The 21,013-nt window shown below is 62.1% G+C and carries 20 protein-coding genes; 17 read left to right on the top strand and 3 right to left on the bottom strand.

Translation table 11 applies throughout. The annotated features are described in order from the left end of the window. A partial coding sequence (gene ubiG, locus ABN482_RS14055) for a bifunctional 2-polyprenyl-6-hydroxyphenol methylase/3-demethylubiquinol 3-O-methyltransferase UbiG (RefSeq protein ID WP_349504570.1) occupies nt 1-524 on the bottom strand: 524 nt, incomplete at its 3' end. A gap of 135 nt (nt 525-659) precedes the next feature. After that, on the bottom strand, nt 660-1,256 hold the full coding sequence (gene ompA, locus ABN482_RS14050) for an outer membrane protein OmpA (protein ID WP_109061649.1): 597 nt from the start codon (nt 1,254-1,256) through the stop codon (nt 660-662). 398 nt (nt 1,257-1,654) lie between these two features. On the opposite strand from ompA, the gene gyrA reads away from it, so the two are divergent. The 14 genes from gyrA to ABN482_RS13980 all read left to right on the top strand — a co-directional run bounded on the left by gyrA (nt 1,655) and on the right by ABN482_RS13980 (nt 16,986). Further along, nucleotides 1,655-4,321 (top strand): DNA gyrase subunit A, encoded by a 2,667-nt coding sequence (gyrA, locus tag ABN482_RS14045; protein WP_349504569.1) that lies wholly within the window; start codon nt 1,655-1,657, stop codon nt 4,319-4,321. Next, nucleotides 4,318-5,451, top strand: a complete 1,134-nt coding sequence (gene serC / locus ABN482_RS14040) for a 3-phosphoserine/phosphohydroxythreonine transaminase (RefSeq protein ID WP_349504568.1) — start codon at nt 4,318-4,320, stop codon at nt 5,449-5,451. The genes gyrA and serC overlap by 4 nt, the downstream gene beginning before the upstream one ends. Beyond that, the gene (gene pheA / locus ABN482_RS14035) at nt 5,444-6,559 is read left to right on the top strand and encodes a prephenate dehydratase (protein WP_349504567.1); all 1,116 of its coding nucleotides are present in this window, start codon (nt 5,444-5,446) and stop codon (nt 6,557-6,559) included. The genes serC and pheA overlap by 8 nt, the downstream gene beginning before the upstream one ends. Nucleotides 6,560-6,579: 20 nt before the next feature. Beyond that, nucleotides 6,580-7,458 carry a prephenate dehydrogenase gene (locus tag ABN482_RS14030; RefSeq protein WP_349504566.1) on the top strand — a complete coding sequence of 293 codons (879 nt, stop codon included), beginning with the start codon at nt 6,580-6,582 and terminating at the stop codon, nt 7,456-7,458. Further along, complete coding sequence (gene aroA / locus ABN482_RS14025) at nt 7,455-8,774, top strand: 3-phosphoshikimate 1-carboxyvinyltransferase (protein ID WP_349504565.1); 1,320 nt, start codon at nt 7,455-7,457, stop codon at nt 8,772-8,774. Before ABN482_RS14030 ends, aroA begins: the two co-directional genes overlap by 4 nt. Continuing rightward, on the top strand, nt 8,771-9,460 hold the full coding sequence (gene cmk, locus ABN482_RS14020; RefSeq protein WP_349504564.1) for a (d)CMP kinase: 690 nt from the start codon (nt 8,771-8,773) through the stop codon (nt 9,458-9,460). Before aroA ends, cmk begins: the two co-directional genes overlap by 4 nt. Before the next feature lie 175 nt (nt 9,461-9,635). Then, nucleotides 9,636-11,357, top strand: coding sequence for a 30S ribosomal protein S1 (rpsA, locus tag ABN482_RS14015; RefSeq protein ID WP_349504563.1), 1,722 nt, complete (start codon nt 9,636-9,638; stop codon nt 11,355-11,357). Between the two features lie 8 nt (nt 11,358-11,365). After that, nucleotides 11,366-11,659 (top strand): integration host factor subunit beta, encoded by a 294-nt coding sequence (locus ABN482_RS14010; RefSeq protein WP_109061641.1) that lies wholly within the window; start codon nt 11,366-11,368, stop codon nt 11,657-11,659. A 118-nt stretch (nt 11,660-11,777) separates the two neighbouring features. Then, nucleotides 11,778-12,095 carry a lipopolysaccharide assembly protein LapA domain-containing protein gene (locus tag ABN482_RS14005; protein WP_349504562.1) on the top strand — a complete coding sequence of 106 codons (318 nt, stop codon included), beginning with the start codon at nt 11,778-11,780 and terminating at the stop codon, nt 12,093-12,095. 76 nt (nt 12,096-12,171) lie between these two features. After that, nucleotides 12,172-13,383, top strand: a complete 1,212-nt coding sequence (gene lapB / locus ABN482_RS14000) for a lipopolysaccharide assembly protein LapB (RefSeq protein WP_349504572.1) — start codon at nt 12,172-12,174, stop codon at nt 13,381-13,383. Next, nucleotides 13,380-14,309 (top strand): D-glycero-beta-D-manno-heptose-7-phosphate kinase, encoded by a 930-nt coding sequence (gene rfaE1 / locus ABN482_RS13995; protein ID WP_349504561.1) that lies wholly within the window; start codon nt 13,380-13,382, stop codon nt 14,307-14,309. Before lapB ends, rfaE1 begins: the two co-directional genes overlap by 4 nt. After that, nucleotides 14,306-15,292: an ADP-glyceromanno-heptose 6-epimerase gene (gene rfaD, locus ABN482_RS13990; protein ID WP_349504560.1), complete on the top strand. Its 987-nt coding sequence runs from the start codon at nt 14,306-14,308 to the stop codon at nt 15,290-15,292. Before rfaE1 ends, rfaD begins: the two co-directional genes overlap by 4 nt. Before the next feature lie 12 nt (nt 15,293-15,304). After that, nucleotides 15,305-16,213, top strand: coding sequence for a cysteine synthase CysM (gene cysM / locus ABN482_RS13985; protein ID WP_349504559.1), 909 nt, complete (start codon nt 15,305-15,307; stop codon nt 16,211-16,213). Nucleotides 16,214-16,380: 167 nt separating this feature from the next. Next, complete coding sequence (locus ABN482_RS13980) at nt 16,381-16,986, top strand: ComEA family DNA-binding protein (protein WP_349504558.1); 606 nt, start codon at nt 16,381-16,383, stop codon at nt 16,984-16,986. A gap of 58 nt (nt 16,987-17,044) precedes the next feature. On the opposite strand, the gene mltB is transcribed toward ABN482_RS13980, so the two are convergent. Next, nucleotides 17,045-18,262, bottom strand: a complete 1,218-nt coding sequence (mltB, locus tag ABN482_RS13975) for a lytic murein transglycosylase B (RefSeq protein ID WP_502877304.1) — start codon at nt 18,260-18,262, stop codon at nt 17,045-17,047. Nucleotides 18,263-18,272: 10 nt separating this feature from the next. On the opposite strand from mltB, the gene ABN482_RS13970 reads away from it, so the two are divergent. The 3 genes from ABN482_RS13970 to ABN482_RS13960 all read left to right on the top strand — a co-directional run bounded on the left by ABN482_RS13970 (nt 18,273) and on the right by ABN482_RS13960 (nt 20,952). Continuing rightward, complete coding sequence (locus tag ABN482_RS13970) at nt 18,273-19,196, top strand: histone deacetylase family protein (protein ID WP_349504557.1); 924 nt, start codon at nt 18,273-18,275, stop codon at nt 19,194-19,196. Nucleotides 19,197-19,270: 74 nt separating this feature from the next. Further along, on the top strand, nt 19,271-20,020 hold the full coding sequence (locus tag ABN482_RS13965; protein ID WP_349504556.1) for an electron transfer flavoprotein subunit beta/FixA family protein: 750 nt from the start codon (nt 19,271-19,273) through the stop codon (nt 20,018-20,020). 2 nt (nt 20,021-20,022) lie between these two features. Further along, complete coding sequence (locus ABN482_RS13960; protein WP_349504555.1) at nt 20,023-20,952, top strand: electron transfer flavoprotein subunit alpha/FixB family protein; 930 nt, start codon at nt 20,023-20,025, stop codon at nt 20,950-20,952. Nucleotides 20,953-21,013 lie beyond the last annotated feature (61 nt).

Here is a 21,013-nt window from a genome sequence, read left to right as displayed (position 1 = left end):
CCGACGATTGCGTGCACGAAAGACTTGAGGTTGCGGTTGAGCGTGGAGAAGAACACCATGCCTCCTGGCTTGACCAGGGTGGCACATGCCTGGACGACCGAACCGGGATCGGGGACGTGCTCAAGCATTTCCATGCAGGTGACGGTATCGAACGTGGCTGGAGCCTCGGCCGCCAGTTGTTCCACGCTGATGACCTGGTAATTGACGGCGACACCGGATTCGAGACTGTGCAGGCGAGCGATCTTGAGCGAGCGCTCGGCCAGGTCGATGCCTGTGACATCGGCGCCGAGGCGGGCCATGCTTTCGGCCAGGATGCCACCACCACAGCCGACGTCGAGGACGCGCTTGCCCTTGAGGCCACCTGACAGATCGTCGATCCAGTCCAGCCGCAACGGGTTGATGGCATGCAGCGGCTTGAATTCGCTGTCGGGATCCCACCAGCGGCTGGCCAGGGCGCTGAACTTGTCGAGCTCAGCCTGATCGGCGTTGAGGGTGGGGGCTGCGTGAGCGGCGGTGGACGTCATGGCGTATTCCTGAAATGACACGCCTGTGATTGTACCGTGTCGTGCGCCTGTCCGATGGACGCAAAAAAGCCCCGCAGGGCGGGGCTTTGGATCATGCGCACACCCTGCAGGCAGGGCGTGTGACGCATGTCGAAATCAGCGACGGCTGCCGACGATTTCGATTTCCACGCGACGGTTGCGTGCGCGACCTTCGCGGGTGGCGTTGGTGGCGATCGGGTCAGCTTCGCCCTTGCCTTCGGTATAGATGCGGTTGGCATCGATGCCTTGCTCGACCAGATAGGCCTTGACGGCAGCGGCGCGACGCTCGGACAGCTTCAGGTTGTAGGCAGCGGGGCCGGTCGAGTCGGTGTAACCGACGGCGATCACGGTTTCCAGCGTCAGGCCACGGGCCTGGGCAGCGACTTGATCCAGCAGCTGACGGCCTTCCGGCTTCAGGGTGGCCTTGTCGAAGTCGAAGAACGTGTCGGCGCTCAGGACGACCTTGTCGGCGATGGGGTTGGGAGCAACCACGGGAGCCGGGGCTTCAGCCTGGGCAACGGGTACGCCGTCGCAGCCGGGGATGCCGGTGGCGGGCGTCCAGAACGAATCGCGCCAGCACAGTTCACCGTCGCCATTGCGAACAGCATTGCCGGACGAATCGCGCCAGTTGTCGATGGTCTGTGCGGAAGCTGCGCCGGTAGCCGTCAGAGCGGCAATAGCGAGCGCCAGAGCGATTTTGGAGGGCTTATTCATGTTTCTCCTCGTTGAGCTTGAAGCAGGATGGTTGACTCGCAGCGAACACCCGCCGCAATCAGGAAAACGGGGTCAGTATAGCAACGCCAAGAACATGTTTCCAAGGTTTGCGCTGGTTTACCTGCGTGCTGAGGGCAATCTTAAGCCATTTGTTCTGCTTTTGGTGCCATCTTTACGGGGATTGATCCTGATGCACACCAAAATAAGGAGACAGGCAGGGGCGCTGTGTTGGTTGTTTGCAACACTGTGGGTTTCCCGGCGGTGTGGGGGAATCGACCCTTGCAGTGGGGAATGCAAACAGGAGGGCCGATTCGATGTTTTACGACCTCAATGATAGAATTTCCTGTTAGCCCCGCAATCTGGGGCCGGTCTACAGGCTTTTTTGGGTATAGGTAGATATGGATTCCTTTGCCAAGGAGACGCTTCCGGTTTCGCTGGAAGACGAAATGCGCCGCAGCTATCTCGATTACGCCATGAGCGTGATCGTGGGGCGGGCCCTGCCGGACGTGCGCGACGGCCTCAAGCCCGTGCACCGGCGCGTGCTGTTCGCCATGCACGAACTCAACAACGACTGGAACCGCGCCTACAAGAAGTCGGCCCGTATCGTCGGCGATGTGATCGGTAAATATCACCCTCACGGGGATCAGGCGGTCTACGACACTATCGTGCGGATGGCGCAGGACTTTTCACTGCGCTACATGCTGGTCGACGGCCAGGGCAACTTCGGCTCCATCGACGGCGACAACGCAGCGGCCATGCGGTATACCGAAATCCGCCTGTCCAAGATCGCCCACGAGCTACTGGCCGACATCGACCAGGAAACCGTCGATTTCGGGCCCAACTACGATGGCAGCGAGCAGGAGCCGCTGCTGTTGCCGTCGCGTTTGCCCAACCTGCTGGTCAACGGCAGCGCCGGGATTGCAGTGGGGATGGCAACCAACATTCCGCCGCACAACCTGGCCGAGGTGATCGATGGTTGTCTGTTCGTGTTGCGCCATCCGCAATGCACGATCGATGAGTTGATCGAGCTGATTCCTGCACCTGATTTCCCTACGGGTGCCATCATCTATGGCATGTCCGGTGTGCGCGAAGGTTATCGCACCGGTCGCGGTCGGGTGGTGATGCGGGCACAGACGCACTTCGAGGATATGGACAAGGGCAATCGGCAGGCCATCGTGGTCGACGCCATTCCCTACCAGGTCAACAAGAAGACGCTGCAGGAACGCATTGCCGAGTTGGTCAACGAAAAGAAGATCGAGGGCATTTCCGATATCCGCGACGAGTCCGACAAGGACGGCATGCGCCTGGTGATCGAGCTCAAGCGCAATGAAGTGCCCGAGGTCGTGCTCAATAACCTGTACAAGCATACCCAGCTTCAGGATACCTTCGGGATGAATATGGTGGCGCTGGTCGATGGCCAGCCACGCCTGCTCAACCTCAAGCAGATGGTGGACTATTTCCTGTCCCATCGGCGCGAGGTGGTGACCCGTCGTACCGTATTCCAGTTGCGCAAGGCGCGCGAGCGTGGCCACGTGCTCGAAGGCCTGGCCGTGGCGCTGGCCAATATCGATGACTTCATCGCCATCATCAAGGCGGCACCCACACCGCCGGTGGCGCGCCAGGAACTGATGGCACGTCCCTGGGACTCGTCGCTGGTGCGCGAGATGCTCAGCCGTGCCGATGACGGCCAGACGCCTGGTGGCAGTGCTGCCTACCGGCCCGACGGCCTGTCTGCCGAGTTCGGGCTGCAGGTCGGTGGCGATGATCATGGCAAGTATCGACTGAGCGATGTGCAGGCCCAGGAAATCCTGAACATGCGCCTGCAGCGCCTGACCGGGCTGGAGCAGGACAAGATCGTCGGCGAATACCGTGACATCATGGCGACGATTGCCGACCTGCTCGACCTGCTGGCCCGTCCGGAACGCATCACTGAGGTGATTGCCGACGAACTGACCGCCATCAAACTGGAATTCTCGATCAACGCGAAGGATTCACGTCGTTCTCTGATCGAATTCAACGCCACCGAACTCGATACCGAAGACCTGATCACGCCGCAGGACATGGTGGTCACGCTGTCGCACAGCGGCTATATCAAGAGCCAGCCGCTGTCCGAGTACCGCTCGCAAAAGCGCGGCGGGCGTGGCAAGCAGGCCACGGCGACCAAGGAAGACGATTGGGTCGAGCAACTGTTCATCGCCAATACGCACGACTACCTGCTGTGCTTCTCCGACCGTGGCCGCGTCTACTGGCTCAAGGTCTGGGAGGTCCCGCAGGGTACGCGCAATTCGCGCGGCCGGCCCATCATCAACATGTTCCCGCTGATCGATGGCGAAAAGGTCACGGTGGTGCTGCCGGTCAAGGCCTTCAGCGATGATCACTACATCTTCATGGCGACCTCGCGAGGCACCGTCAAGAAGACGCCGCTGTCCGATTTCTCCAATCCTCGCAAGGCCGGCATCATTGCCGTGGGCCTGGATGAGGGTGACTATCTGATCGGTGCCGAACTGACCGATGGCAAGCACGACATCATGCTGTTCTCGGATGCCGGCAAGGCCGTGCGCTTCGATGAAGGCGATGTGCGTGCGATGGGTCGTACTGCACGCGGCGTACGCGGCATGACCCTGGAGGACGGCCAGGCGGTGATTTCGCTGCTGGTGGCTTCCGACGAAGAGCGCAGCGTGCTGACTGCAACCGAAAACGGTTTCGGCAAGCGGACCTCCATCTCCGAGTACACGCGTCATGGGCGCGGCACCAAGGGCATGATCGCCATCCAGACCTCGGCCCGCAATGGCAAGGTCGTGGGGGCCGTTCTGGTCGTTCCCGAGGACGAGATCATGCTGATCACCAATGGTGGCGTGCTGGTTCGCACCCGCGTGCAGGAAATCCGCGAGATGGGGCGTGCCACCCAGGGCGTGACCCTGATCAACGTGGACGAGGGCTGCGTGCTGTCTGGTGTGCGGCGCGTGGCGGAAAGCGATGCGGACGAATCCGTAGACGAGGCCGAGGCAACCGACGAGACGCCGGCACCGGCAGGCGAACAATCAGCTGAAGAGGCAGCAGAATGAGCAGTCAAGTACGTCCCTGGAATTTCTCCGCAGGTCCTTCCGTCCTGCCCGAAAGTGTTTTGAGGCAGGCGGCTGCCGAAATGCTCGACTGGCACGGCAGTGGCATGTCCGTGATGGAAATGAGCCATCGGGGCAAGGAGTTCGGGCAGATCTGCAATGAGGCCGAAGCCGATCTGCGCCAGTTGCTTAACGTGCCCGATGATTATGCGGTGCTGTTCATGCAGGGTGGTGCCATTGCCGCCAATGCGCTGGTGCCGATGAACCTGCTGGGCCGTTCCGGCGTGGCCGACTACGTGCTGAGCGGCAGTTGGTCGGTCAAGTCCGAGAAAGAAGCACGTCGTTATGGTGATGTTCGTGTTGCGGCCAGCAGTGGTACTGTCCTCGAGATGGATGGGCAGCAGTGGCAGCCCTGGACCTGGGTGCCCGAGGCCGCAAGCTGGCAGGTTCGCCCGGACGCAGCCTATGTACACCTGTGCAGCAACGAGACCATCGGCGGTGTCGAGTTCAATGACTGGCCCGATCTGGCTGCGCTGGGCGCGCCCGATGCCGTGCTGACGGTCGATGCCTCATCCAATATCCTGTCGCGCCCGATGGATGTCAGTCGTGCTGGCGTGATCTTCGCAGGTGCGCAGAAGAATGCCGGCCCAGCCGGCGTGACGCTGGTCATCGTGCGCCGCGACCTGCTGGGGCATGCCCAGGCAGCCTGCCCGTCGGCCTTCGACTTCGCCAACGTGGCCAAGGAAGGTTCGTGCTTCAATACGCCGCCGACCTATTCCATCTACATTGCCGGCCTGGTGTTCAAGTGGCTGAAAGAGCAGGGTGGCCTGGCGGAAATCGAAAAGCGCAACATTGCCAAGTCGGCGTTGCTGTACGACTACCTGGCCCAGACCGGGTTCTATCGCAACCCGGTACACCCGAACTTCCGTTCCCGCATGAACGTGCCCTTCACGCTGCATGATGCAGCGCTGGACGCCGAGTTCCTGTCTGGCGCTGCGGCACGCGGCCTGCTGCAGCTCAAGGGCCACAAGAGCGTGGGGGGCATGCGTGCCTCGATCTACAACGCCATGCCGATCGAAGGCGTGCAGGCGCTGGTCGACTACATGAAAGAGTTCGAGCGTACGCATGGCTGAGCATGGCGAGGCACCCGAGGCGGCGCAGTCCACAGACCTGCAGCAGGCGCTGCAGCCGCTGCGTGAGCGGATCGACAGCATTGATGCGCAGATCCTGACCCTGTTGTCACAGCGTGCGGCAGCGGCCATGGAAGTGGGCGTGGCGAAGCACCGCTTCAACGCGAACGACGCCGTGTTGCGCCCCGAGCGTGAGGCGCAGATCATCCGCCGCCTGCAGGCGGACAATCCCGGTCCTTTTCCCGACAAGGCGGTTGCGGCGGTCTGGACGGAAATCATCTCGGCCTGTCGCGGGCTGGAGCGTGGGCTGGTTGTGGCCTATCTCGGGCCGCACGGTTCCTTTTCCGAGCAGGCCGCGCTGGATCATTTCGGTCGTGCCGTACAGTGCCTGCCCTGTAGTTCATTTGACGAAGTGTTTCGCGTGGTCGAAGCTGGTGAGGCCAATGTCGGCATGGTGCCGGTCGAGAATTCCACGGAAGGTGCCGTCAACCGGACGCTGGACCTGTTCCTGACTTCACCGCTGCGTATCCTTGGCGAGCGCTCGCTCGAGATCCGCCATTGCCTGATGACGGCCAGCGGCAGCATGGATGGCGTGACGCGCGTGATGGCGCATCCGCAGGCCCTGGCCCAATGCCAGGGCTGGCTGGCGCGCAACTATCCGCTGCTGGCGCGGGATGCCGCAGCCAGCAATGCCGAGGCTGCCCGCGTCGCAGCGGCTGATCCCACCGTGGCGGCCATTGCCGGCGAGACGGCGGCATTGGCCTGGAATCTGCATCTGGTGGCCTCGGGCATTCAGGACGATCCGCAGAACCGAACGCGTTTTTTCGCGATCGGCAACATGGATACCCTGCCCAGTGGCAAGGACAAGACCAGCCTGATCCTGGCCTTGCCCAACCGGGCGGGTGCGGTCTACGACATGCTGGCCCCGCTGGCGGCACATGGTGTCTCGATGACGCGTTTCGAATCGCGTCCCGCGCGTACCGGGCAATGGGAGTACTTCTTCTATGTCGATATCGAGGGGCACCGGGATGATGCGGCTGTCTCCCAGGCCATCGAGGCACTCAGGGAGCGAGCGGCATTCATCAAGATATTGGGCTCCTATCCAGCCTGATTCCGGCGCGGAGAAACCGGATGAACAAAATTGCGACTCTTGCTGTAGTGGGCGTGGGCCTGATTGGTGGCTCCTTTGCGGCAGCCGTGCGTCGAGCCGGGCTGGCCGGACGCATCCTGGGGGTCGGGCGCCATGCGGACACGTTGCGCCGTGCCCAGGCATTGGGCCTGATCGATGGCATGGCTACCCTCGAAGAGGCTGCTGCCCAGGCTGACCTGATCCTGTTGGCGGTGCCGGTCGAGCAGACGGCAGCCTGCCTGGCGCGGATGGCACCCTACCTGCGTGACACCGCGCTGGTGACGGATGCCGGCAGCACCAAGGCCGGTGTGGCACAAGCCGCGCGTACCGCGCTGCAGGGGCGGGCAGGGCAGTTTGTGCCGGGACATCCGATTGCCGGCTCGCATGAGTCAGGCCCGGAGGCGGCGCGTGCAGATTTGTATGATGGCCGCCGCGTGTTGATCACGCCGATTCCCGAGAACCGGCCGGACGATGTGGCACGCCTGCAGGCGATCTGGGAAGCATGTGGTGCCCGGGTGGATTGCCTCGATGTCGAGCGCCATGATGCACTGCTGGCCAGTGTCAGCCATTTTCCCCATTGGCTGGCCATGGTCTATATCAATCAGATCCTCGGGGCCGATGACGCCCAGGCAAGATTCGACATGGCAGGCACGGGGTTTCGCGACTTTACGCGGATCGCCGCAGCCTCGCCCGAAATGTGGCGCGATATCTCGTTGCAGAATGCACCTGCACTGCTCGATGAAATCCGCGCCTGGCAGGCCGCCTTCGATGTGGCCGCCCAGGCGCTTGAACAGCGTGACGGCGAGGCTTTGCTGGCACTGTTCGAGCGGGCATCGCAGGCCCGCCAGCAGTGGGGCAGAAAAGAGGAGACAAAACAATGACCAGAGAATATCTCGATCTGCAGCCATTGAAACGTGCGCAGGGGCGCGTGGTGCTGCCAGGTTCCAAAAGCATTTCCAACCGGGTATTGCTGCTGGCGGCACTGGCGGAGGGAGAAACCCACGTGCGCGGCCTGCTCGACTCGGACGATACCCGGGTCATGCTGGCCGCCCTCGAAACGCTGGGTGTGGGCCTGTCACGACAGGATGACGGCGATGTGGTCGTGCGGGGCGGCGCGCGCTTTCCGGTGCAGCAGGCGGAACTCTTCCTGGGCAATGCCGGTACGGCCTTTCGCCCGTTGACGGCTGCATTGGCGCTGATGGGCGGTGACTATACCCTGTCGGGCGTGCCGCGCATGCATGAGCGTCCCATCGGCGATCTGGCCGAGGCCCTCCGGGAGATGGGGGCGGCCATTGATTATCTGGGTACGCCGGGCTATCCGCCGCTGCATATTGGCATGGGTACGATTTCCACGACGGGGAGTGTGCGCGTGCCGGGTGCGGTCTCCAGCCAGTTCCTGACGGCACTGCTGCTGGCTGCGCCCCTGGCGACCCGTGCCAGTGGCCAGCCCTTGCACATCAAGGTCGAGGGCGACCTGATTTCCAAGCCCTATATCCGTATTACGCTCAACCTGATGGCCCGATTTGGCGTGCAGGTCGAGCAGCACGAATGGGATGAGTTCGTGGTGCCGGCCGATGCGGCCTATCGTTCGCCGGGGCATGTGCAGGTCGAGGGCGATGCCTCGTCTGCATCGTATTTTCTGGCACTGGGCGCTATCGGTGGTGGTCCGGTCCGAGTCGAGGGGGCAGGTGCCGACAGCATTCAGGGCGATATCCTTTTCGCTCGTACGCTCGAGGAAATGGGGGCTGCCGTTACCTGGGGGCCTGACTGGATCGAAACCTCGGGCCCTCAAGTCGCTATAGGCGGTCGTCTGCGCGCCTTCGATGCCGATTTCAACCTGATTCCCGATGCCGCCATGACGGCAGCCGCACTGGCACTGTACGCCGATGGCCCGTGTCGCCTGCGCAACATCGGCAGCTGGCGCGTCAAGGAAACCGACCGCATCCATGCCATGCACGTTGAACTGTCCAAGCTGGGCGCGCAGGTCCGTTCCGGAGAGGACTGGCTTGAGGTAACACCTCCGGCAGCACAGGATTGGCGCGCTGCGGAAATCGGTACCTGGGATGATCACCGCATGGCGATGTGTTTTTCGCTGGCGGCGTTTGGCCCTGTGCCTGTCCGTATTCTGGATCCGGATTGTGTCAGCAAGACATTCCCGACCTACTTCGAGGTTTTTTCCGCGTTGGTGCAAGCATGAGTCCGAATGATCTGTCGAACGATATCCCGGTGATCGCCATCGATGGTCCGACGGCGTCCGGCAAGGGAACCGTGGCGGCGGGCGTGGCGCAGGCGCTGGGCTGGCATATCCTCGATAGCGGGGCGATTTATCGTCTGGCGGCGCTGGCGTCGATGCGTCGCGAGGTCGCGGCCGATGATGAGGCTGCCCTGGCGGCGCTGGCCGGTCATCTCGATATCCGCTTCGATGCCGATGGTGCCTGGTTGGATGGCGAGTGCGTGGCAGATGCCATTCGCCAGGAGGCCGTCGGCGTGCGGGCCTCGGTGATTGCAGCCTTGCCCGAGGTGCGTGCCGCGTTGCTGGCCCGCCAGCGCCAGTTTCGTCAGATGCCTGGACTGGTGGCTGATGGACGCGATATGGGGACGGTGGTGTTTCCTGGAGCGACACTCAAGGTATTCCTGGTCGCCGCCGCGCAGGCGCGCGCCGAAAGGCGCTATAAGCAGTTGAAGGCGAAGGGGATTTCTGCTAATCTCGAAGACTTGCTGCGTGATCTCATGGAGCGCGATGCGCGGGATACGGGCCGCAAGGCGGCACCGCTGGTTCCTGCGCCTGACTCCGTGACGCTCGATAGCTCGGCCATGACAGCGGTCGAAGTGATCGCTCATGTGCTTTCACTCTATCGCGCCCGCATCACCGCGGCAGTCTGATTTTCAGTCGTACCGGTTTGTTGGCGTCGGGTCGCAAGGCCAGGCGTTTTCAGGTCCTTGCATGTGCGGATTGTACGTTGCATGCGGGGTTTTTTCACTCCGCCCGGGTGGGATGAGCCTGTTCGGGCGTGTAATTTAGAGGCAGTCTTCCGGGGCTGCCATGGATCCTTTTTCAATGTCTTCTGTTTCTCTCAACCCCGCGCCCACCGGCATGGAAAGCTTTGCGGCCCTCTTCGAGGAAAGCATCAAAAACCAGGACATGAAGTCCGGTGAGGTCATCAGCGCCGAAGTCGTGCGTATTGACCACAACTTCGTGGTCGTCAATGCCGGCCTGAAGTCTGAAGCCTTCATCCCCCTCGAAGAGTTCCTGAACGACCAGGGCGAGCTTGAAGTCAATGTCGGCGACTTCGTGTCGGTCGCCATCGATTCGCTCGAGAACGGCTACGGCGATACCGTGCTGTCGCGCGATCGCGCCAAGCGCCTGTCGGCCTGGCTGTCGCTGGAACAGGCGCTGGAATCCGGCGAACTGGTCAACGGCACCATCACGGGCAAGGTCAAGGGCGGTCTGACCGTCATGACCAACGGCATCCGTGCCTTCCTGCCGGGCTCGCTGGTCGACCTGCGTCCCGTCAAGGACACCACGCCCTACGAGGGCAAGACCATGGAATTCAAGGTCATCAAGCTCGATCGCAAGCGCAACAACGTTGTGCTGTCGCGTCGTGCCGTCCTTGAAGCCAGCATGGGCGAGGAACGCGAGAAGCTGCTCGAGACGCTGCACGAAGGCGCGATCATCAAGGGTATCGTCAAGAACATCACCGATTACGGTGCGTTCGTCGACCTGGGTGGTATCGATGGCCTGCTGCACATCACCGACATGGCATGGCGCCGTGTCCGTCATCCTTCCGAGGTCCTGCAGGTGGGTCAGGAAGTCGAAGCCAAGGTGCTCAAGTTCGACCAGGAAAAGAGCCGTGTCTCGCTGGGCGTCAAGCAACTGGGCGAAGATCCCTGGATCGGCCTGGCACGTCGCTACCCGCAAGGCACCCGCCTGTTCGGCAAGGTCACCAACCTGACCGACTACGGTGCATTCGTGGAAGTCGAATCCGGCATCGAGGGTCTGGTGCACGTGTCCGAAATGGACTGGACCAACAAGAACGTCGATCCGCGCAAGGTCGTGACCCTGGGCGAAGAAGTCGAAGTCATGGTCCTGGAAATCGACGAAGACCGTCGCCGTATCTCGCTGGGCATGAAGCAGTGCCGTCCCAACCCCTGGGAAGAGTTCTCGACCAACTTCGCCCGTGGCGACAAGGTTCGCGGCGCGATCAAGTCGATTACCGACTTTGGCGTGTTCGTCGGCCTGCCGGGTGGCATCGATGGTCTGGTGCACCTGTCCGACCTGTCCTGGAGCGAGTCCGGCGAAGAAGCCGTGCGCAACTTCAAGAAGGGCGATGAAGTCGAGGCCGTGGTGCTGGCCATCGACACCGACAAGGAGCGTATCTCGCTGGGTATCAAGCAGCTCGAAGGCGATCCGTTCAACAACTTCGTGTCGACCTACGACAAGGGTGCTGTTGTTCCGGGTACGGTCAAGAGCGTCGAGCCCAAGGGTGCTGTCGTGACCCTGTCGGTCGATGTCGAAGGCTACCTGCGTGCTTCCGAAATCTCGGCTGGCCGTGTCGAAGACGCGACCACCGCCCTGAAGGAAGGCGACAACATCGAAGCCATGATCCTGAACGTGGATCGCAAGACCCGTTCGATCCAGCTGTCGATCAAGGCGCGTGACAACGCTGAAACGGCTGAAACCATCCAGCGCATGTCCGAAGCCAGCGCCTCCTCGGGTACGACCAACCTGGGTGCACTGCTCAAGGCCAAGCTGGACCAGCAGCAGCGCGGTAACGACTGATTGCAGCCGTGACACGCTCCGAGCTTATCGCGATTCTGGCAGACCGCTTTCCGCAGCTCGCGGCTCGCGACAGCGATTACGCGGTCAAGACCATCCTGGACTCGATGCTGTCTGCGCTGGCCAGTGGTCAGCGTGTCGAGATCAGGGGGTTCGGCAGCTTTTCGCTGTCCCGGCGTGCACCGCGCGTCGGGCGCAATCCCAAGTCCGGTGAGCAGGTGTTGGTGCCCGAAAAATGGGTGCCACATTTCAAGGCCGGCAAGGAGCTGCGTGAGCGGGTCGATCAGGCCGCGCAATCGTCATAAGATACGGATCGCGTCGCTGGCGCGTTCTGTCAAAATGGCCTCCCCGTCGGGGAGGCCATTTTTTTGTCGTGGCCGCATGCAGGCCTTACAATAGCCGTTTACTTTCTGGAGCGTACCGATGCGCTACCTTGTCTGGACCCTGCGCCTGCTGATCTTCCTGCTTGTGCTCGTGTTTGCACTGGGCAACACAGCTCCTGTAGCGGTGACGTTCTATTCTGGCCTCGTGCTGCAGGATATTCCGCTTATCGTGGTCATGCTGGCAGCTTTCGTGCTGGGCGCGGTATTCGGCCTGCTGCTGACCATTCCCGGTGCCATGCGCCGACGTCGCGAGGCTGCCCGCCTGCGGCGTGAACTGGACCGCCTGCAGGACACCACGCCTGCCGCACCGGCCCAGTCGGCACCTGTGGTGATCGATGCAGGCTTGCCCGCCCGCTGAGCGCCGTGTGTTCGCGGCATCGTTGTTCGGATGATATTTCCGGTCCGCATGCGGACCTAAGGCTGGTATTGTGAATTTGGATTTTGAGCCCTGGCTGCTGATACTCGTGCCTGTGCTCTTTGGGCTGGGCTGGGTCGCCGCGCGTGTCGATATCCGGCAGATGCTGAAAGAAACGCGCAATCTCCCCCAGTCCTATTTCCGGGGGCTGAATTTCCTGCTCAACGAGCAGCCGGACCATGCTATTGACGCCTTTGTCGAAGTCGCCAAACTGGATTCCGAGACAACTGAGCTGCACTTTGCCCTGGGTAGCCTGTTTCGTCGCCGGGGGGAAATGGAGCGTGCCATCCGAGTGCATCAGAGCCTGCTTGCCCGGGCCGACCTGCCGGTGGCCGAGCGCGAGCATGCCTTGCACGAGCTGGCGCAGGATTACCTCAAGGCCGGATTGCTGGATCGCGCCGAAGAATCGTTTCGCCAACTGGACAATAGCCGCTATGCGCTGCCTGCACTGCGCGCCCTGATTCGCATCTACGAAACCGCACACGACTGGCCGCGTGCCATCGAGGCGGTACGCACATTGCAGGGGCTGGTCGAAGAGCCGGTGCCGCAATTGGTGCATTACTACTGTGAGCAGGCGCAGATGGCACTGGCGGGTGCCAAGCCGGATCTCGAGGCGACTTCACGGGCGCTGGATGCTGCCGAGCATGCGGTGGCATCACAGAAGCAGGCGATGCGCACGCCGGTTTCTCAGGTACGGATAGCCATGCTGCGCGGTCGACTGGCTGCCGTCGAACAGGATTTTCGCAGCGAACGCCAGCATCTGATGGGTATCCTCAAGGATGCCCCTGACTATGCCGGACTGGTCGCCGAGCGCATGCTCGAGAATTACCGCATATCGAGTGAGGAAGTACAGGCACTGGCTTTGTTGCAGGCGCATTATGAGGAATATCCCTCCCTGGATCTGTTCAATATTGTTTTTCGGGAGCTGCGCGCCCAGCAGGGCGGCGATATCGCCTGGGCGTATGCACGCAAGGCGCTGGAGCAGCATCCTTCACTGCTGGGGCTGGATCGTCTGCTCGAGGTCGAACTGGCGGGTACCGATCAGTCCGGTGCGCTGGTCCGAGGAGCAGATCTGGCGCTGTTGCGCAGTCTGATCCACAAGCATACGCAGCGGCTCGATCGCTATGTCTGCCATAACTGCGGCTTTCAGGCACGACGCTACTACTGGCAGTGCCCGGGTTGCAACGAATGGGAAACCTATGCGCCGCGCAGGCTGGAGGAACTGTCATGAAATCGTTTCCTGCTGCCCTGATGGCACAGGCCAGGGTACTGATCGTGGGCGATATCATGCTGGATCGCTACTGGTTTGGTGCCGTCGATCGTATTTCGCCTGAAGCACCCGTGCCCGTAGTGCGGGTGGCCCGTCGCGAAGATCGTCTCGGCGGCGCAGCCAACGTGGCGCGCAATGTCGCGGCGCTGGGGGCCAGGGCCAGCCTGCTGGGAGTGATCGGCCATGACGAGGCAGGCCGCCATGTCGTGGACATGCTGGCAGAGGCCGGTATCGCCGCCGAGCTCAATCGCGATGAAGCCTATCCGACCACGCTCAAGCTGCGTGTGCTGGGCCGCCAGCAACAATTGCTGCGTATCGATTTCGAGGAACGGCCATCGCCGCAGGCACTGGGTGGCATTGAACTGCAGGCTGCCCAGCTGTTGCTGGCGCATGATGTACTGCTGCTGTCCGACTATGCCAAGGGCGTGCTTGACCGGGTCGAACACCTGATCGAACTGGCCCGGGCAGCCGCCATTCCTGTGCTGATCGACCCCAAGGGGGACGATTTCTCACGTTATCGTGGTGCTACGCTGTTGACGCCCAACCGGCTCGAACTGGAGCAGGTGATCGGGCGCTGGAGTTCAGAGGCAACCCTGACCGAACGGGTCCAGAACCTGCGTCGGGAGCTTGATCTCGAGGCTTTGCTGCTGACGCGTTCAGAGCAAGGCATGACGCTTTTCAGCGACAGCGGTCGCATGCATGTCGATGCGCAGGCGCAGGAAGTCTTCGATGTTTCCGGGGCCGGCGATACGGTCATCGCCACTGTAGCCGCGATGCGTGCTGCCGGAGCTGACTGGGAACAATCCATCTATTGGGCCAATCAGGCCGCCGGCATCGTGGTCGGCAAACTGGGCACGTCCATAGTGACGGCGGAGGAACTCATATGATCATAGTGACAGGCGCAGCCGGTTTCATCGGCAGCAATCTGGTGCGTGGGCTCAACCTGCGCGGCGAAACCGATATCCTGGCGGTCGATGACCTGACCGATGGCGACAAGTTCGCCAACCTTGCCTCGGGTCGCATTTCCGACTACATGGACAAGGACGATTTTCGCCAGCGTGTCGCCGAGGATGCCTTGCCGCCGGTGACGGCCATCCTGCATCAGGGAGCTTGTTCGGCCACGACCGAACGCAACGGCCGCTTCATGATGGACAACAATTACCGTGTCACGCTGGAACTGTTCGAATACACCCAGCGCAAGCGGATTCCCTTTCTGTACGCCTCGTCTGCCGCAGTCTATGGTCCGGGTCCGGTCTATGCCGAAGACCTGGTCAACGAGAAACCACTCAATGTCTACGGTTATTCCAAGTTCCTGTTCGACCAGGTGGTGCGTCGCCGTTTCGATTCGCTGACCGCGCAGGTTGTTGGGCTACGCTATTTCAATGTGTACGGCCCCAACGAACAGCACAAGGGGCGCATGGCATCGGTGGCCTTCCACAACATGAACCAGTTCCTGGCCGAAGGGCATGTGCGGCTGTTCGGCGGCTGGGATGGCTATGGCGATGGCGAACAGAGCCGCGATTTCATCTCCGTCGAGGATGTGGTGGCCGTCAATCTGCATTTTCTCGACAATCCCGACGTGTCCGGTATCTTCAATTGCGGAACGGGGCGCGCCCAGCCGTTCAACGATATTGCCGTGGCCGTGGTCAATACCCTGCGCGCCGAGCAGGGGCATGAGGCGCTGTCGCTGCAGGAACTGGTGTCGCAGGGGCTGGTTCGCTACACCGAGTTTCCCGATGACCTCAAGGGCCGCTACCAGAGCTTCACGCAGGCCGATGCCACGCAATTGCGGGCTGCCGGCTTCGAGGCCCCGATGCGCGATGTCCAGACCGGCGTGGCCGAATATGTGCGGGCCCTGCGGGCGCGCTGAGCAGGAGTGGAAATGACACAGCAGTACCCAACCGTAGAGCAGACCATCGGCAATACCCCGCTGGTGCGTCTGCAGCGCATCCCCGGCAGTGATGATCGTTGCAACGTGATCCTGGCCAAGCTGGAAGGCAACAATCCGGCCGGCTCGGTCAAGGATCGGCCTGCCTTGTCCATGATTCGCCGCGCCGAAATCCGTGGCGATATCCGCCCGGGCGATACGCTGATCGAGGCGACCAGTGGCAATACCGGTATTGCCCTGGCCATGGTCGCTGCCATGCGCGGCTACCGCATGATCCTGATCATGCCAGACAACCTGTCGCTGGAGCGTCGTGCGGCCATGACGGCCTACGGTGCCGAACTCATCCTGACGCCGGCCAGTCAGGGCGGCATGGAATACGCCCGTGATCTGGCCATGAAAATGCAGGCCGAAGGCAAGGGCCGAGTGCTGGACCAGTTCGCCAATCCGGACAATCCGCTGGCGCATGTCGAAGGCACAGGGCCGGAAATCTGGTCGCAGACCGGCGGGCAGGTGACCCATTTCGTCAGTGCCATGGGCACGACGGGTACCATCATGGGCGTATCGCAGTATCTCAAGTCGCAGAATCCGGATGTGCGCGTGGTCGGGGCACAGCCTGCCGAGGGTGCCCAGATTCCTGGCATCCGAAAGTGGCCCGAGGCCTATCTGCCCAGCATTTTCGATGCGCAGCGCATCGATCAGGTCGAATCCATCGGCCAGCAGGAGGCCGAGGATATGGTGCGCCGCCTGGCCGCAGAAGAAGGCATCTTTGCCGGCGTGTCGTCCGGTGGCGCGCTGGTGGCTGCCTTGCGCGTAGCGCAACAAGTCCGCAATGCGACGATCGTGTTCATCGTGTGTGACCGGGGCGACCGCTATCTGTCGACGGGCGTATTCAATCCGCGTTGATGGGTACGACTGTGTACCTGAGTGGCAGTCATGCTGATCATGAGGCTGGCGTACCGATGATATAGGATGTTTTTGTCCCGTTGCCTGCTGCGGTCAGGCTGCATCGGCGAAGATGAAAAGGCGTTTCCATGGCGGGAACGCCTTTTTTCTTGGCAAGGAGACATGAGATGAATCCATTCCTGGACCCGGTGGTCGCGCAGCCGGAACATGCGCAACCAGCACGGATTGCCGGCACAGATGTGCCTCAAACAGTCCCACAAGGTTGCGATAATGAAACGCCCCCCGCTTTGTCGCCTGAGCCGGTAGGCTCGCTGCGTGGACGATCGGGGCGCATGCGGCACAGCCCGGCACAGCGGCAAAACCGGCTGGTTGCAACGGGCCGGCTCCGGCACTGGCTGTTGGCCGTCGCGCTGCTGTCAGGTGTTGGAGGCGGCTGGGCCGATGCGCATGCACTGGATCTGAATCAGGCCTCCGCCACTGCCTTGCAGGCCTTGAAGGGTGTTGGCCCCAAGACGGCCGAGCGCATTGTGCTGGAGCGGCAGCGTGGTGGTGATTATGCGTCGTTGGACGATCTGTCGGATCGGGTCAAGGGCATCGGGCCGGCCCGCTTGCAGCGTCTGCTGGAGCAGGGATTGCAAGTGTCCGGCGCGGCAAGCGGAGCAGGGGTCGGTTCATCTGGACAGGTGTCGGCGTATCGTGCCAACAGGGCTGCTCCGGCAAACAGACGCGGCTATGCTTCCCGGCCCGTGATCATCGAGCCGCGTGCCGATTGAGGCATGAATGTCGATTTCCCTGGGTCGATATGCCCTCAGATCTGAAGACATATCGACCTTAACGGGCATCCTGCAGGGCAGCGGCCAGGTCAGCCACGGCGGTGGCATAAAAGTAGCTGCGGTTGTACTGGGTCAGTGCAAAGAAATTCGGTGTGGCCACCCGGTAGCTGGTGTGCTCCAGCACTTCATCCTTGAGATCAATGACCCCTAGCGGATGCTGTTGCCAATTGGCCTGTTCGGCTGCGGCACCGGCCTGCTTGAGGCGGGACCAGTCGAGCGTGGGCGTCAGTCCGCCATCGACCAGCAGGTGTGGCTGATCGGGGAGCTTGGCAGGGGCAAAGACCGGCAGCCCTGGTTGCCATCCATGCCTGACCAGGAAATTGGCGACCGACATGATCGCGTCGGCGGGATTGCCGAGCAGGTCGATATGGCCATCGCCATCACCATCGACGGCATAGCGACGCAGGCTGCTCGGCATGAACTGGGGCAGGCCGATGGCCCCGGCATAGGAGCCGCGCACCTGCAGCGGGTCGATGCTGTCTTCCTTGAGCGTCCAGACCAGAAAATCGGCCAGGTTGTCTCGGAACATCTGCTGTCGATCCGGTCGCGCCGGATCGGGGTAGTGAAAGCCAAGTGTATAGAGGGCATCCAGCGTGCGGTAGTTGCCGGTATGGCGGCCATACAGTGTCTCGACACCGATGATGGCGACGATGATGTTTTCCGGAACGCCGTATTGCTGGCTGGCGCGCTGCAGGATATCGGCGTGCTGTTGCCAGAAAGACAGGCCGTGGCGAATGCGGATCGGCTCTACGAATCGGTCGCGATAGCGTGACCAACTGCGTGGCGTGCGCTGCGCCGGCGGCATGGCGGCGGCCGGCAGGATGGCGCGGGCGATGCCGGGATGGTTGCGGGCCTGCGCCAGGATGCTGCCCAGTCGGGCCGGATCGAGATCGTATTGCCGGGCCAGCCCATTGATGAAGGTGGGCAGATCGGCATCGGCCGGCAAGGCTGTCTCGGCCGGGAGCGTCTGCGATGGTGCGGTCTCGGCTGTGCGGGCCGACGCTGTCTGTGGCCTGGAAGCTTCGGCCAGTCGGGCTTGGCTGCCGTCGGCGGGGGTGCCGGCCGCTGGTGTTGCTGTTTCCCGTGCAGCCTGTGCGGCAGGTGCAGAGCCGTCAATAGTAGTAGATAATGAAGGTGCGCCTGGATTTGATGCAGCACAGGCGCTCAAGGCCATGGCCGCGAGGCCGGTCGAAAGATGACGAATATAAAATGGCATAAAGCATCCAATGGAGACACTCTATATTACTCATCCTGCGTGCCGTTTGCACGAGATGGGAGACTGGCATCCCGAGTCGCCGCAGCGTCTCGATGCCATCTCGGACCAGTTGATGGCCAGTGGTCTGGCCGATTATCTGGCGCAGGATCTGGCCCCGGCCGTGACGCGCGAAGCACTCGAGCGCATTCATCCCGCAGGCTATATCGACATGCTGCAGGCGACCAGCCCGCAGAGTGGACATCGGCCGATCGATCCCGATACGCTGATGAATCCGCATACCTGGAAGGCAGCGCTGCATGCCGCCGGAGCAGGGATCGCTGCGGTGGATGCCGTGATGGCGCGGCAGTCGCGTACGGCCTTCTGTGCGGTGCGCCCGCCAGGGCATCACGCCTGTCCGGAGCAGGCCATGGGCTTCTGTTTCTTCAACAATATCGCGGTTGCGATTGCCCATGCCCTGGAAGTGCATGGGCTGCAGCGGGTAGCGGTGATCGATTTCGACGTGCACCATGGCAATGGCACCGAAGCGGCCTTTGCGGGTGACGAGCGGGTGCTGATGTGCGGTTTTTTCCAGCATCCGCTGTATCCCAATGTCATCAACAATCATCCGGCGGCCAACATGGTCAACGTGCCGGTCGAACCCTACACGTCGGGCGCGGCGGTCCGTACATTGGTACACCGACACTGGTTGCCGAGGCTGGAGGCGCATCGACCCGAGATGATTTTCATCTCGGCCGGTTTCGATGCCCACCGCGAAGACGACATGGGCCAGATGACGCTGGTCGAGGACGACTACGCCTGGCTGACCGGGCAACTGGTCGAGGTGGCTGAAAAATACGCGCAGGGGCGCATCGTCAGCATGCTGGAAGGGGGGTATACCCTGTCCTCGCTGGGCCGCAGCGTGGTGGCGCATGTCAGGGCGCTGGCGAAGTTGTAGAATTGAAAGGTTTTTTCAATTTAGACCCGTATGTGTCCTGACCGGACTGGACGGGTATTTTCGGAGGATGTTGGATGAAGGTGCTTGTTCCCGTCAAGCGCGTGGTTGACTACAACGTCAAGGTACGCGTCAAGGCCGACCAGTCGGGTGTCGATATCGCCAATGTGAAAATGTCGATGAATCCGTTTGACGAGATTGCCATCGAGGAAGCCGTACGCCTCAAGGAAGGCGGCGTGGCGACCGAGGTCGTGGCGGTCTCGTGCGGTGTGGCGCAGAGCCAGGAAACGCTGCGCACGGCCATGGCCATCGGTGCCGATCGTGGCGTGCTGGTGCAGACCGACGCAGAGCTTCAGCCGCTGGCCGTAGCCAAGCTGCTCAAGGCCGTGGCAGACAAGGAGCAGCCGCAACTCATCGTGCTGGGCAAGCAGGCCATCGACGACGATGCCAACCAGACCGGCCAGATGCTGGCAGCACTGCTGGGCTGGCCCCAGGCCACCTTCGCCAGCGCCGTCAAGGTGGAAGCCGGCAAGGCTGTCGTGACCCGCGAAGTTGATGGCGGTCTCGAGACCATCGAACTCAAGCTGCCGGCGATCGTCACCACTGACCTGCGCCTGAACGAGCCGCGCTATGTCACGCTGCCCAACATCATGAAGGCCAAGAAAAAGCAGCTCGATACCCTCACGCCCGAAGAACTGTCGGTCGATGTGGCCCCGCGCCTCAAGACCCTCAAGGTTGCCGAGCCGCCCGTGCGCTCGGCTGGCGTCAAGGTGGACAGCGTGGCTGCGCTGGTCGACAAACTCAAGAATGAAGCGAAGGTGATCTGAAGATGACGACTCTGGTTATTGCTGAACACGACAATACGCAGCTCAAGGCCGCTACGCTCAACACGGTGGCAGCGGCTGCCAGGCTGGGTGCCGATGTCCATGTGCTGGTGATCGGTCACCAGGCGCAGGCCGTGGCGGATCAGGCCGCCAAGGTGGCGGGCGTGTCCAAGGTCCTGCTGGCCGATGCGCCGCAACTGGCCGAGGGGCTGGCGGAAAATGCTGCCGAACAGGTGCTGGCAGTGGCAGGCAACTATGGCCACATCCTGTTCCCGGCCACGGCGTCGGGCAAGAACATCGCCCCCCGCGTGGCGGCCCGTCTCGACGTGGCACAGATCTCCGACATCATCGCGGTAGAGTCGGCCGACACCTTCCAGCGCCCGATCTATGCGGGCAACGCCATTGCCACGGTGCAATCGGCTGATCCGGTCAAGGTCATCACGGTGCGAGCCACGGCCTTCGATCCTGTGGCTGCAGAAGGTGGTGCGGCTGCCGTCGAAAACGTAGCTGCTGTCGCCGATTCCGGCCTGTCGGCTTTCGTGGGCCGCGAACTGGCCAAGAGTGATCGCCCCGAGTTGACCGCTGCCCAGATCATCGTATCGGGTGGGCGAGCACTGGGCAGTGCCGAGAACTTTGCATTGCTCAATGCCCTGGCAGACAAGCTCGGTGCGGCTGTCGGGGCCTCGCGTGCCGCAGTCGATGCCGGTTATGCACCCAACGACTGGCAGGTCGGCCAGACCGGCAAGATCGTGGCACCCCAGTTGTATATCGCAGTCGGTATCTCCGGCGCGATCCAGCATCTGGCAGGCATGAAGGATTCCAAGGTCATCGTGGCCATCAACAAGGATCCCGAAGCGCCGATTTTCAGTGTGGCGGATTATGGCCTCGTGGCCGATCTGTTCCAGGCTGTACCGGAACTGACCGCGGCGCTCTGACGCCCGGTGCGGTCCGAACCCCACGAGGCAGGCCCCCACCCCCCCCCAAGCAGACGCCGTC

Source organism: Corticimicrobacter sp. (genome assembly GCF_040137905.1).
In the GTDB taxonomy this organism is placed as follows: domain Bacteria; phylum Pseudomonadota; class Gammaproteobacteria; order Burkholderiales; family Burkholderiaceae_B; genus Corticimicrobacter.
This window is presented reverse-complemented; position numbering and strand designations above follow the sequence as displayed.